This is a genomic window from Desemzia sp. C1 (assembly GCF_020882875.1).
GTDB classification, from domain to species: domain Bacteria; phylum Bacillota; class Bacilli; order Lactobacillales; family Carnobacteriaceae; genus Desemzia; species Desemzia incerta.
The window spans coordinates 379,163-392,828 of sequence record NZ_JAJIZP010000003.1 but is presented as its reverse complement, the minus strand read 5'-3'; the positions used below and the strand labels follow the sequence as shown (position 1 = coordinate 392,828).

General features: G+C 37.6%; 12 protein-coding genes and 2 pseudogenes. 13 read left to right on the top strand and 1 reads right to left on the bottom strand.

Annotation, left to right across the window (positions count from 1 at the left end; all coding sequences use genetic code 11):
• Nucleotides 1-58: 58 nt before the first annotated feature.
• Nucleotides 59-1,163: pseudogene (locus tag LMF32_RS02270) on the bottom strand (NADH-dependent flavin oxidoreductase).
• A 245-nt stretch (nt 1,164-1,408) separates the two neighbouring features.
• On the opposite strand from LMF32_RS02270, the gene LMF32_RS02265 reads away from it, so the two are divergent.
• The 13 genes and pseudogenes from LMF32_RS02265 to LMF32_RS02205 all read left to right on the top strand — a co-directional run bounded on the left by LMF32_RS02265 (nt 1,409) and on the right by LMF32_RS02205 (nt 13,622).
• Nucleotides 1,409-2,206 (top strand): SDR family oxidoreductase, encoded by a 798-nt coding sequence (locus LMF32_RS02265; protein WP_092479295.1) that lies wholly within the window; start codon nt 1,409-1,411, stop codon nt 2,204-2,206.
• A gap of 39 nt (nt 2,207-2,245) precedes the next feature.
• Nucleotides 2,246-3,475 (top strand): FAD-dependent oxidoreductase, encoded by a 1,230-nt coding sequence (locus LMF32_RS02260; protein WP_230523707.1) that lies wholly within the window; start codon nt 2,246-2,248, stop codon nt 3,473-3,475.
• Between the two features lie 133 nt (nt 3,476-3,608).
• The gene (locus tag LMF32_RS02255; protein WP_230523706.1) at nt 3,609-4,649 is read left to right on the top strand and encodes a site-specific integrase; all 1,041 of its coding nucleotides are present in this window, start codon (nt 3,609-3,611) and stop codon (nt 4,647-4,649) included.
• A gap of 72 nt (nt 4,650-4,721) precedes the next feature.
• Nucleotides 4,722-5,102, top strand: coding sequence for a VOC family protein (locus LMF32_RS02250; protein ID WP_230523705.1), 381 nt, complete (start codon nt 4,722-4,724; stop codon nt 5,100-5,102).
• 162 nt (nt 5,103-5,264) lie between these two features.
• The gene (locus LMF32_RS02245; RefSeq protein ID WP_230523704.1) at nt 5,265-6,782 is read left to right on the top strand and encodes a glycoside hydrolase family 43 protein; all 1,518 of its coding nucleotides are present in this window, start codon (nt 5,265-5,267) and stop codon (nt 6,780-6,782) included.
• A 325-nt stretch (nt 6,783-7,107) separates the two neighbouring features.
• Nucleotides 7,108-7,803: a DUF969 domain-containing protein gene (locus tag LMF32_RS02240; protein WP_230523703.1), complete on the top strand. Its 696-nt coding sequence runs from the start codon at nt 7,108-7,110 to the stop codon at nt 7,801-7,803.
• Between the two features lie 3 nt (nt 7,804-7,806).
• A complete protein-coding gene (locus LMF32_RS02235; protein ID WP_230523702.1) occupies nt 7,807-8,730 on the top strand; it encodes a DUF979 domain-containing protein in 924 nt (307 codons plus the stop codon).
• A gap of 458 nt (nt 8,731-9,188) precedes the next feature.
• The gene (gene pcp, locus LMF32_RS02230; RefSeq protein ID WP_230523701.1) at nt 9,189-9,836 is read left to right on the top strand and encodes a pyroglutamyl-peptidase I; all 648 of its coding nucleotides are present in this window, start codon (nt 9,189-9,191) and stop codon (nt 9,834-9,836) included.
• Between the two features lie 244 nt (nt 9,837-10,080).
• Nucleotides 10,081-10,287 carry a hypothetical protein gene (locus LMF32_RS02225; RefSeq protein WP_188204337.1) on the top strand — a complete coding sequence of 69 codons (207 nt, stop codon included), beginning with the start codon at nt 10,081-10,083 and terminating at the stop codon, nt 10,285-10,287.
• 246 nt (nt 10,288-10,533) lie between these two features.
• A complete protein-coding gene (gene istA / locus LMF32_RS02220; RefSeq protein WP_230523700.1) occupies nt 10,534-11,772 on the top strand; it encodes an IS21 family transposase in 1,239 nt (412 codons plus the stop codon).
• Nucleotides 11,762-12,499 carry an IS21-like element helper ATPase IstB gene (istB, locus tag LMF32_RS02215; RefSeq protein ID WP_047927680.1) on the top strand — a complete coding sequence of 246 codons (738 nt, stop codon included), beginning with the start codon at nt 11,762-11,764 and terminating at the stop codon, nt 12,497-12,499. The genes istA and istB overlap by 11 nt, the downstream gene beginning before the upstream one ends.
• Before the next feature lie 111 nt (nt 12,500-12,610).
• Nucleotides 12,611-12,769, top strand: a complete 159-nt coding sequence (locus LMF32_RS02210) for a hypothetical protein (RefSeq protein ID WP_230523699.1) — start codon at nt 12,611-12,613, stop codon at nt 12,767-12,769.
• A gap of 185 nt (nt 12,770-12,954) precedes the next feature.
• Nucleotides 12,955-13,622, top strand: a pseudogene (locus tag LMF32_RS02205) (YetF domain-containing protein).
• Nucleotides 13,623-13,666 lie beyond the last annotated feature (44 nt).

The following is a 13,666-nucleotide window of genomic DNA, read 5'->3' as shown; positions in this document are numbered from 1 at the left end:
GTCAGCCTATAGACATTTTAAACCACACAAATTGGTGCAGCTAACTGGTAGAAGTGGGTTACTTGATTCTGTCAGGCATCATGGCTTCCATGAAGCCCCAAACACCCGTGTTTAATCGCAATGCGTCACGCTCTTCTACACTGACAGACTCTCGAACTATATCTTCTCTGCCGCTTAATACTTTACTTGCCCAGTGAGGATCAGCAAGCAATACTCGTCCTAATGCGACCATTTCACTGTTTTGTAGAGCTTCTTCAGCATCAGCACTAGTTCTGATATCTCCAACACTGATCAAAGGAACTCTTCCATTGATCTTGTCGTTGATGTATTCAATCATTGATTTGTCTTGATAATTTTCTGATCTGGAAACTTGCTTGTAGTTTCCAATAGAAATGTGTAAATAATCCAGGTCTTTATCGGCAAGCTTATCCACAAGGTATAACGTATCCTCAAAACGAATTCCTGGATTTTCATATTCCTCTGGTGAAAAACGATACCCGATAATGAATGGCTCACTGGTTTCTTTCTCTACGACTTCAATGATCTCATTCACTAAGCGGTCAACAAAAGAATATCTCTTTTCTAAGCTTCCGCCCCATTGATCTTCTCTGCGATTAGAGTGTGGAGAAAAGAATTGTTGAATCAAATAGGTATTTGCCCCATGGATTTCAATACCGTCGAATCCAGCTTTTACAGCACGTACTGCTGCAGATTTAAAATCTTCGATAACTTCTAAAACTTCTGCTTCAGTCAATGCTCTTGGTTCTTCTGCATCTGGACGCTCAGCTTTTATTGCGCTGGCAGACACAGGTTGTTTCCCTTTTAGACATAGAAGAATGTGTCATTCTGCCGCCATGAAAAATTTGTAAGATTGACTTTGTACCAGATTTTTTTATTGCAGCGGAAAGTTTGGCGAGACCTTCTATATGTCGGTCATCAAAAACGCCAATTTCGCCGTCCCAACCTTTTCCAATCTCTTGAACGTTAGCAGCAGCCGTTATAACAGCGCCTACTTCGCCACTTCTTAGTGCATAATATTCGATTTCATCTTTTGTAACAGTCCCATCGAAAAAACTCATCATATTTGTCATAGGTGCCATTACTGCACGGTTTTTAAGTGTTGCTCCACGTTTTAACTCTATCGATTTGCCTAATTTAGTCAATTTTAACCATCCTTTCAAATTGAACGACGGCTTACAATAAGTAAGTTGTCATTCATATATTGTAACTGCTGTTTCTAAATTATGCAAACTTTTCTACTTGACCGGTACAGTAGAGAGAAAAAACACAAAAGCGTAAAAATTGTCTTTCTTTCTAGAGAATAGTACCATTTTAGATAGTAAGCGACTGAGAGTATTGAGTCAGTACAATAAAATCAAATGGATACTTCATTGAGGAGGCAATCACGATGGATTTAGGGATTACAGGAAAAGCAGCACTGATTACAGGGTCGAGTTCAGGAATCGGACTAGCAACAGCAAAAGTTCTTTTGGAAGAAGGAGCTACCGTTATTTTGACTGGAAAAGAAGATGATGAAGTGAAAGAAGCGGTCAATGAACTGGGAGAAAATGAAAGACTTTTTGCTTATGCCGCAGACATTACTGATGAAGAAGAAATCAAGCAGCTCCGCGATAAGATTGCAAAAGATGTCGGCAAAATCGATATTCTTGTTCACTCTGCTGGAATAACAGGCAATCAAGGATTGTTCCACGAATTGTCTGTTGAGGATTGGCAACATACTCTGGACGTGAATTTGATCGGACCAGTTCGTGTAACAAAAGAATTCTTACCTGATTTAAGAGACGGCGGTTGGGGTAGAATTGTCTTTATCTCATCTGAAAATGGAGTTCAACCTTATGACGATGAATTACCGTATGATAGTGCTAAAGCTGGAATTATTGCATTTTCAAAAGGGTTGTCACGGACTTATGCGCGTGAAGGGTTGCTGGTCAATACTGTGTCGCCAGCCTTTATTGAGACTCCGATGACAGATACCATGATGGAAAATCGTGCTAAAGAGTTAAATGTATCTATAGAAGAAGCGGTAGAATCTTTCCTAGATGTGAAGAGACCATTTATGGAATTAAAACGCCGAGGTCGAGTAGAAGAAGTGGCCAGCGTCATTGCTTTTCTATGTTCAGATAAAGCTTCCTTTGTGAATGGATCAAATTACCGTGTAGATTCCGGTTCAGTAGCAACGATATAAAAAGATGAAATAGTTGATAACAGAGAGGAGAATAGATACATGAAAAACGAAGAAAGAAATGAAATTCAAAACTTGCAGCAAGTAAACCAGCCGTATGATTATTTGATCGTCGGAGGGGGAATGGTGGCAGCTTATGCCGTTCAGGGTATTCGCGAATACGATAAGATGGGCAGCATAGGAGTCGTTTCTACCGACATGGACGTTCCTTATACACGTCCGGCATTGACAAAAAAATTGTGGACAGATGATGAGTTTACTCAAGACCAGGTTCCTCTGGATACAGAAGAAAATGGGGTAGAATTAAAATTAGAAACAGCTGTCACTGAGATCAATCGAGACCAAAAAACGGTTCGATTGGATGATGGTTCCATTTTAAGTTACGATAAATTGCTTTTAGCTACGGGTAGCGAGCCTATCGAAATCGAAGGACCAGATGATGATCGTGCGATTTTCTTCAGAAGTTGGGAAGATTACCGCAAACTCCGCGCATACTCAGGTAACAATAATCACATTATCGTAGTCGGCGGCGGTTATATTGGAACGGAACTGGCAGCTGGATTGATTCAAAATGATACAAAAGTTACGCTTGTTTATTCCGATGAAGTATTAGGGGAAAAACAATTTCCTGAAGAGATCATTCGAGAATATGAAGGAGCTTTTAGAGAAGCCGGCGTTCAAATGATGAATGGCAAACGCGCCGATTCTTACCGAAAAGACGGCGACAAGATCATCGTAACTCTGGATGATGGACAGGAAATCGAAGGAGACGCTCTTGTGAGTGGTTTAGGAGTTTCACCGCGAACGGATCTTGCTGAAGAAAGTGGTTTGAAAGTAGACGATGGAGTCATTGTAAATCAATATTTGCGCACCAGTGATCCGAATATCTATGCGGCAGGAGATATTGCTACTTATCCAGATGAGATTTTAGGCAGCAACCGCATCGAGCATGTGGATCATGCCCGAAATTCTGGAGAGACAGTAGGTAAAGTGATGGCTGGATCAGACGAGCCATATACGTATACGCCATACTTTTATTCCGTGGTGTTTGACATTTCATGGAAAGCGATCGGTACATTGGATTCAGAGCTGGAAACAATGATCGACGAAGTGGGCGAAGGAAAAGTGGTTTATTACTTGAAAGACAATAAACCGGCAGGCATCTTGTTATGGAATGTAGAAGCCGACTTAGACAAGGTCAGAAGTATTTTAGACAACCCACCTTCTGATCCCTCTCAATTGAAAGGCGCTATTCAAGAAAAAGAAGACTAAGTAGAAAACAACCTTTGCTTTTGAGGCAAAGGTTGTTTATTTACGATTATTATGGAAAGAATTCTTAAGTAAATCAGTTCTTTTCTTCCTTAATGCACATAAGTTATAATAAAAATAAAAAAGGGGATCAAAGATGATTATTGGGGCAACAAAAAAAGCGCAGCCTTTATTTTCAGTTGTGCCGACTGTAGAGGATGTCGAACACGAAAAGCGGTTTGTAAAGGCGAATCCATTATTTTCATGGCATGCGAATTATATTAATATTAATCGGAAAAAAGTTCTTATTTTTCTTAATGACCAAACTTACACGCCTATTATTCTACAGGACGTCAATGCGAAAACTAAAAAAAAGTTGCCTGAATTATTTCAGGAAGCTATGCGTATTGCATTTGAGCTCGCGGAAATTTCATCAGAAAAAACAGAAGAATATTTAAAACTTGCTGGAAATATGCAAGTAACTACTACATCTAACCGCTCTATAATAGGAAGCATCAATTTGATGGCGGATGAATTGAGCAGCACTAAATTAGATCTCTCCCAAACAATAAATATAAACGAAATGGTTTTTTATAGTAATTATATTCATACAAAGTTGTATAAGCAAGGATACAATAGTAGCGCAGCAGCGTTACAAGACGCTCTAAAAAAACCGTTAAAATTAGAAGAGGTTGTTGAAAAAGAACCATATATTGTTAAAAAAAATTGGAATTATAGTGAGTTTTCTCAATTAGATACTTTAAATTCAGCCGAACAACAATGGGAGAAATATAGGGAAGCATTAGTTGGAAATAACGAAAAATTATTAACAGCTTTCAAAAAGCATTTGATAGTTGTAAAAGGGCTAAGTGAAAAAACGGTCAAACGCCATATTGAACATCTATATTTTTATCTCAATATTTATTTAGCTGAGTATGAAAGAGTGACTCCCATAGATTCTGGAGATTCAGCAGGAGCTTTTTTAGGTGACTTTTTTGTACGGAAAGACCTGTCCAGTTCTCTAACCTCTCTCAAACAAAATGGATCAGCATTGAAAAAGTTTTATCAATTTTTATATGAAGCTAATGAAATTTCTGAAAATGAGTTGAATGATATCAATGAATACATTAGAGCTGGACTTGAAGAAGGTGTAGAATACTTAGACTTTACTATGGAGGATGAGGCTAGTTGGTTCTAGGTTTGATAAAATGATTACGATTGTTATAATAAGAAATCGTTATTAATAGAACATCCAAATAGGAGGAATAATATGTATATTGAACATATCGCATTATGGGTAAAAGATTTAGAAGTAGCAAGAGATTTTTACTGCAATTATTTTGGAGCCGTTTCAAATGACGTTTACCACAATCCTGCTAAAGGCTTCAAATCTTACTTCTTAACATTTGAAAAAGGAGCTCGACTGGAATTGATGTCGCGGATAGATGTCACAGAGGTGCATGAACCAGCTATGCTAGGATGGGCGCATTTGGCTATTTCTGTAGGCAGTCAAGAAAAAGTAGACCAATTAACAGAGCAGCTGATTCAAGATGGTTACACTTGCCAGGGGAAACCACGTACAACAGGAGACGGCTATTACGAAAGTGTGGTAGAAGATCCTGAAGGAAATTGGATAGAGATTACGGTATAAATAGAAACTAATGCATCAAATGGTGCACAATTAAATTGATTGAATAGCTTGCTGGCTTGAGTCAGCAAGCTATTTTATACTGTAAAAGAGCTTATTTTAACAGTATAAATAGAAAGCGTTTTCTTTGATAATCAAGGTACAAAATCATAAAGGAGTTATGAAATGAAATTCAAAAACCCGATTATCAGCGGCTTTTATCCAGATCCTAGTATTTGCAGAGTTGAAGACGACTTTTATTTAGTTACCAGCAGTTTTAAATATTTTCCAGGTGTGCCCATTTTTCACAGTACTGATCTTGTGCACTGGGAACAAATAGGTCACTGCTTAACAACTCCAAAGCAGCTGCCTTTGAACGAGAAGCCGAGTTCTTGTGGTATTTACGCGCCTACGATACGTTATCATGAAGGGGTATTTTATATGGTAACTACCAATGTCTTAGAAGGTGGGAACTTCTATGTTACGGCTACTGATCCAGCTGGACCTTGGTCAGAACCGATTTGGTTTGAAGACAGCCAAGGAATCGATCCTTCATTCTTTTTTGATGAGGACGGGAAATGCTACTTGACTGGAACTGGCGGCGATCATGAGAAGCCGGGTATCTATCAAGTAGAAATTGATGTGCAGACAGGGAAATATCTTTCTGAACGTAAATTTATTTGGGGAGGAACTGGTGGAGCATATCCAGAGGGGCCTCATCTTTATAAAATAGGAGAGTACTATTACTTAATGATTTCAGAAGGCGGAACAGAATATGGTCACATGCTGACGATTTCCAGAAGCAAACATCCGTATGGTCCATTTGAAAGTTACGAAAGAAATCCACTTTTGACACATCGGAGTTTAAATCATCCTATACAAGCAACTGGTCATGCTGATTTAGTGCAGCACACAGATGGTTCTTGGTGGGCTGTATTCTTGGCTTTTAGGCCAATTGGATATCCAAAGAAACATCATTTAGGACGAGAGACATTTTTAGCACCTGTTACTTGGACAGAAGACGGTTGGCCGATAGTAGGAGACAACGGTGTGATTGGGGAAGAAATCGAACACGAATCGATTATGTCGGAGCAATGTTTCGATTGGAAAGAAAGAGAAAACTTTGATCAATCTGTATTAGATTACAAGTGGATTTATAGAAGAAATCCGATAGAAGAAAATTTTGTCTTGAATGAACAAGAAGGTTCCTTGAGTCTGCTCGGCTCATCAGCAAATTTGCGGGATACTGCAACACATACTTTTATTGGACGTCGCCAAGAACATTTTAATTGTGAAGTATCCACATTGATGCGTTTTGATCCACAGAATGCAGAAGAGGCTGGATTGACGATATTCGCTAACGAAAATTATCATTATGAAATTGGTCTAAGACATGTGAATGGGAAAACAGAAGTTTTCTTCAGAAAGAATGTCGGGTCAATAAGCGTAGTGGAAAAAAGTTTTGATTATGAAGAAGGCACTATTGAGTTGCGTATCTTAGCTGACCCAGAATGGTATAAATTCGAAATTGTTTCTCCTAACGGTGAAGTGGTTTATTTAGGCAGCGGAGAATGCGGATTGTTGGCTACAGAAGTCTCAGGCGGCTTCACTGGAAATGTGTTTGGATTGTATGCAACTGGTAATGGAGAAAAGAGCCAGAATGAAGCCCGTTTTGACTGGTTCAACTATAAAGTAAACAAATAAAACAATCTACTCTTTAAATACTCATCTACAGGTATGGCAAAGATTCGTTTAATGTTGAAAGACCAATTATTAGAATCGAGAACTCAATCCTGAATTTCAAAAAAGAAATCCTAAATGAAAAGTATATTTTTCATTCAGGGTTCCTTTTTTGCATAATATTTCACCTATACCAAAATTTGAAATGGAAAGAATATGTAACTGAAGACGTTTTCAGTCGAAAAAAGAGTTGCAATGCTTCTAAGATAGCTTTAATCTATTTGTTAACACTTATTCATAAAGATGAATAAAGCGTACATAATAATAAAGAGGAAAGAAGTGAGAAGCAGTGGAAATTATTAAGTTAATTGGAATCGCCATTATCGTTGTCGGTTTTATATTTAAATTCGATACTATTGCGGTTGTTTTAATAGCAGCTCTAGCAACAGCTTTGGTTTCGGGAATATCTTTTACAGAATTTTTATCTTTACTTGGAGAAGCTTTCGTAGCTAATCGTTTAGTTACATTATTCTTATTGACTCTGCCGATGATTGGGATATCTGAGCGCTTTGGGTTGCGTCAACAAGCTGTAAAGCTGATTGAAAGGATCAAAGGACTGACTCCTGGACGTATGTTGTCTCTTTATATGGTTATTCGTGAAATGGCTGGATTATTCTCTATCCGCATGCAAGGACATACTCAATTTATTCGTCCACTTATCGAGCCGATGACTCAAGCATCTGCAGAAGCTAAATATGGAGAGATGGATGAACAGGATGTTGAGCGTATCAAAGCTCGTTCAGCTGCCACAGAAAATTTTGGGAATTTCTTTGCTCAAAACACATTTATTGCAGCTTCAGGAGTTTTATTGATTGCAGGAACGATGAAATCACTGGGCTATGATATCTCCGCTGTAGCAGTTGCGCAAGCTTCTATCCCGGTAGCTTTGATTGCATTGGCTTTTGTAGCCATTTCGAATATATTGTTTGATAGAAAATTAAAAAATAAATATGGTAAAAAGCCGACTGAAAAAGGAGCTGAGTAGTCTATGGAATCAACGATCAATAATTTATTGGAATTTTTCTTTATTTTAACAGGATTTTTATTGATCTACACTGCTGGTTCAGTATTTGTAGACAAAACTCATCCAACTAGATTAGGCACTACTTTATTTTGGTTGTTGCTAGGTGTGATATTTGCTATAGGAAATTTCATTCCTTATACTTTAAGCGGCATTATGCTGTTAGTGATTGGTGCATTGACTTTACTGAAGCAAGTTAAACTGGGACATGTTCGTCCAGTTGAAGAAGCTGAAGCTGAAAAAGCTAGTGACCGTATCGGAAATTGGGTCTTTTTACCGGTTGTCGTGTTAGCTGCAGTTGCGGTAGGTGTGGCACAATTTACTGAACTTGGCGGACAAGTCGGAATCGGTATTGGAGCGGTTGTTTCTTTAATGACTGGAATATTAGTTACTAGAGCAACTCCGAAAACCGTTATGGATGACAGTAATCGAATGATCCAGCAAGTTGGAACAACAGGTATTCTGCCTCAATTGTTAGCAGCTTTAGGAGTGATTTTCACAGCGGCTGGTGTTGGAGAAGTCATCGCAGGAGGAATCTCAACAGTACTTCCTGAAGGGAATCGCTTCTTAGGAGTCGTGGCTTATTGTTTAGGAATGGTCATTTTTACTATGATCATGGGAAATGCATTTGCAGCATTCACGGTCATTACTGCAGGTATTGGTGTTCCATTTGTCATCTCCCAAGGAGGAGATCCTGTTATTGCAGGAGCTCTAGCTATGACAGTAGGATTCTGTGGCACGCTATTGACTCCAATGGCAGCAAACTTCAACGCACTGCCAGCAGCATTATTGGAGATGAAGAGCGAAACAGGCGTCATCAAAGAACAAACCCCGCTAGCCTTAATCATGATCGTCGTACACATAGCCCTAATGTACTTCTGGGCATTCTAAAAGGAGGATGCGGAGATCGCTGCTTTGGCTTGAAGGGAAAATCCAGAAAAATTAGTTGGGATGTTTTTCAATCCCAATAATTTTTCTGATTTTACCCAAGAGCCAAGCGACTGCAGCTCAACTGATAAGGATGCGAAGAGGCCTTGCCAGCAATGAAGCAAAAATAGGAAGTTTCGAATGGGATGCTTTTTATCCCAATCGAAATTTATCTTTTTTGCAAAATTGCTAGGCCTCGCAGCTCAACTAAAGGATGTGTAGTGCCTCGTCTAGCTCCGACAGAAAAATCTATTTCATTTTTAGAGGATGCTTTTTATCCTCAAAAAATGAAATGATTTTCTCCGAGGAGCTGAGGCACGCAACTCAACTCAGGATGTGAAGATTGCTGTTCTGGCTAGAATGTAAGATTAATGGTATAATTTCAACCAATATTAAACGATTTGAAGAAAGGGATTTTAAACATGAAAATTTTAGTTACTGGGTTCGATCCGTTTGGCGGAGAAAAAATCAATCCTGCTTTAGAAGCTGTAAAAGGATTGGCTGATACTATTAAAGGTGCCGAAATTAAAAAGTTAGAGATTCCAACAGTTTTCAATAAATCAGCAGAGGTAGTTCAAAAAGCTATCGAAGAATTTCAACCAGATTATGTATTGAATATTGGACAAGCTGGAGGAAGGTACGAGATTTCTCCTGAGCGTGTAGCCATAAACGTTGATGACGCACGTATTGCGGATAATGAAGGAAACCAGCCAATTGATGCTCCTATCAAAGAAGACGGAGATGCAGCTTACTTCACTCAATTGCCTGTTAAAGCTATGGTAACAGCGATTAAGAATGCTGGGATTCCTGGAGCAGTTTCAAATACAGCTGGAACGTTTGTATGCAATCATATTATGTACCAAGTACAATACATGATTCACACCAACTTCCCTAAAATAAAAGGTGGATTTATCCATGTTCCTTACATTCCAGAACAAGTTGTTAATAAACCTGGTCAACCCGCTATGAGTCTGTCAGACATGACAAAAGGCTTAACAGCTGCTATTGAAGCTGTTGTAGAATTTGATGGCAAGGAAGACTTGAAACAAGTTGGAGGAGCTATTCACTAGGTTTCAGGAATAGAATCAAATGTAGGTAGTAAGGTCGATGATGCAGAATTCACTTTATGTGGTTTCTGTGACATCGGCTTTATTTTTTTGTTTTTTTTATCCTAATTCCCTATCTTTCCACTAGGAAATAACGTAAGCTATAAGAGTAAAGTCCCTTATTATTGAATTTGTTCATCAAGAACTACTATTGAAATCCTTGAGGCAATTTATTGAATCGGTGGATGGAAACAAAGGAGAAGTGAATATGGGAATCAAAGACTTTGAACTAAATTTTGAAATGATCCAAGGCTCTAAAAAAATCAGCTGTGAAAGAAAAAGAGAGTTGTTTCAAAACTTCCTGAATGAGATAGAAATGATATTTTTCCATTCGTCTGAATATAACAATTCACCAGAAAAAGAATCTGCTGAGAATTTGTACGGTCAAATAAAAAATTACTTAAATGAAGCGTAAACCTCAAGGGAAAATCTTGAGGTTTTTTTGTGCTTTTTTCAATCATTAAGTACAGATTTAAGCAGGTGAAATTTAAGATAACTTTAGACACTGTTTTATATTATGAATTGTACAATTACAATAGACTTTTTAATCTATTGTAAAGAACAGTTATAAAATGTAGGAAAATGACAATGTAAAATTGTTGGTTTTCCTACATTTTTTATATACTCTTCTTATCCCCTATAGAATTGGAGTGGAATAGGAATGAGAAGAGATATCAGAGAAGGAGTGAAAAAACATATGATTGATGGCATAAAGCCCAATTATACTGCGTTAGCGGAACAATACGGATGTGACTATCGTACGGTTAAAGCAGCGTATGAAGAAGCGTTACAAGGTAATAAACCTAAAACAAGGAGGACATATCCGAGTAAATTAGATTCATTCAAACAAATCATAGATATTAAGTTAGAAGATCAATGTACCGCTAAAAGTATCTTCAAATTCATACAAAAGAAAGGGTTCGATGGGAGTTACAGTCTTGTTAGAGACTATTGCCGAGAAGTGAAAAAAGAACGGATACAGAAAGCAACGGTACGCGTCGAATATACGCCTGGTCTTTCAGCACAAATCGATTGGAAAGAAGAAATGCGACTGATAAGCAGTCAGGGAGAAGTCTTCCGCTTTAATATTTTCCTTTATATATTGCCCTACTCAAAGAAGAAATTTATTACGCTTACCTTTGATCGTAAACAAGATACATTGTTTGAGTGCATGAATGATGCCTTTTATCACACCGGTGGTGTTCCAGAAGAAATATGGTTCGATAATATGAAAACTGTCGTCGACCGGTCACGAACTCAATTCTCTCAGGTTCATTTAAACGATCGCTTCTATTCTTTTAGTAAAGATGCAGGGTTCAGAACAATGGTCTGTCGTCCTTTTCGCCCCCAAACAAAAGGCAGCGTAGAAGCTCTCGCCAGAACAATGGACCGGTTACGGGTTTACAATCATGAATTTTATGATTCGACAGACCTCATTCGAATCGTTGACGAACTTTGTGATGAATTAAATTCGGAAGTGTCTCAAGCAACGGACGAGATTCCTGATATACTTTGGAAAATTAATGAAAAAGAGCACCTCCATAAGCTAAAAGATGACTTGTTAAATCCTTATTTTGAAGACTCTATTCGCCGTAAAGTCACAAAGGAAGCAATGGTCATTTTCCGCAAATGTAGGTACTCTGTAGACCCTCGTTATATCGGAAAAGAAGTTGACTTGGATCTTTCCGAAAACGAAGAGTACGTGCACATTTATTATAACGGAGAACAGATTCGTTCGCACCCACTTACCACAAAAAGATTGAACTATAACCAAGAAGATTTGGTTCAGATACTTAAATCAGATGTCATGAGCCACAAAGAAGAAGATGACATCCAAGAACATATTAAACGAAGTTTAAAGCAATATGATTTACTGGAGGTGCCTTCGAATGAGCAGTAACTATCAAAAGCTATTAAATAATCTAGAGGCCTTGAATTTAAAACATATGAGAGAATATGTGCCAAACTATATTGAAATTGCCAATCGGGATGAGCTTTCTTTAACAGAAGCTCTTCTAGAATTAACTAATCAAGAATTAGACTTTCAAACGAATCAGACTGTGGAACGTGTCATCCAGCGCGCACACTTTCCCAAACGGACATCACTTGAAGAATTTGATTTCAACTTTCAACCAAGCGTTAACAAAAAAGAGATTCTAGACTTGAAACATATGGCTTTTATGGAGAAAAAAGAAAACTTAGTTTTCATTGGAAACCCTGGTGTAGGGAAAACACACCTTGTCATTGCATTAGGCATTGAAGCATGTCATCAAGGCTACCGTACGCTGTTTATCAGTTGTCATGAATTACTTTTACGTCTTCGTTCTGCCTTTGAAAAAGGGACCGTCGATCGTGTTCTGAAACGATATGCCAAATATGATCTTTTGATCATTGATGAAATAGGTTATTTACCAATTCAAAAAGTTGAAGCTAACCTCTTCTTTCAACTATTAACGATGCGTTACGAAAAAAAATCAACAATGATTACGACAAATATTATCTTATCTCGATGGGGGGAGCTATTTCAGAATTCTGAAATAGCCGCCGCCATTCTTGATCGTCTGGTTCACCATGTTAAAGTCTTCAAGATTACTGGAAAATCATATCGTATGAAAGGGAAAATATAAATGGACTTCTAAATTAGACTGTCAAAAACCTACATTTTTATTCTGTCATAAACCTACAATTTTATACTGTCCTTGACATCTATATCAAATACTGAAATTAGGAGATGCAAAATGCAGGGGAAAATCAAAGAAATTTCAGGGCTTACGGGTATTGTGATAATAACAATGATGGTTGTGCAATATGTAAAAGATCAACATATGGATTGGACCCAAATCTTTATGGTAACAGTCATATTCTTAGTGAGTACAACTCTAGGAAATTTCTATTGATATAAACGCTACGCCAAAAAAGATATGAAATAAGTAGACTATTCCTATAAGAAACTATCTTCAAGTTGTGAGCAAAAAAGAAGGCTCATCAAGAGAAACGTGATATAAATAGGATAAGGCGGATAGGTTGTTGCTTCTTTAATTCTTTATGAAAGAATGAAGTGTTTATTAAGGTGGTGAAGAGCATGCTCATATCAATCTCTTTAAAACTAATATTTGGACTGTTAGGTCTCTTAATCGTTGTTCGACTGATAGGAAAAAATCATTATCCAATATAACGCCATTCGATTTGGTGTATACGCTGGTATTAGGCGGTATTTTAGAGGAATCTATTTACGATGACAAAGTAAATATAGGTCATTTACTATTTGCTTTAACTTTATGGGCTTCAATGATTTATTTCATAGAAAGAGTTGTTCAAAAAAATGATCGAATCAATCAATTATTGAAAGGAGAGCCTTCAATATTGATTAAAAATGGAACCTTAAACCTAAAAGAATTGTCTAGAAATCATATTGAAATGGAACAATTAAGAACAATGTTGAGACAACAACAATGTTTCTCAGTAGAAAATGCCAGACATGTAGTATTGGAAAATGCCGGACAAATCAGCTTGGTCAAGGAATCAGATGAGGATAAAGTTATGTCCATTATGGTTGTAGACGAAGGCATGGTACAAGATAGAGTTCTTCAAACGCATGATTTAGAGCGAGCTTGGTTGATGGAACAATTGGAAAGAAAAGGATACCATTCCTTAGAAGATATTCTTTACGCTGAATGGTCAGAAGAAAAAGGCTTTTATATCATAACGAATGATGATGTTTTAAATAGAGCTTATCGAATAGATGGTTAAATCATGTTAATAAAGTATCGCTCATTCATCAAATGGGCGGTACT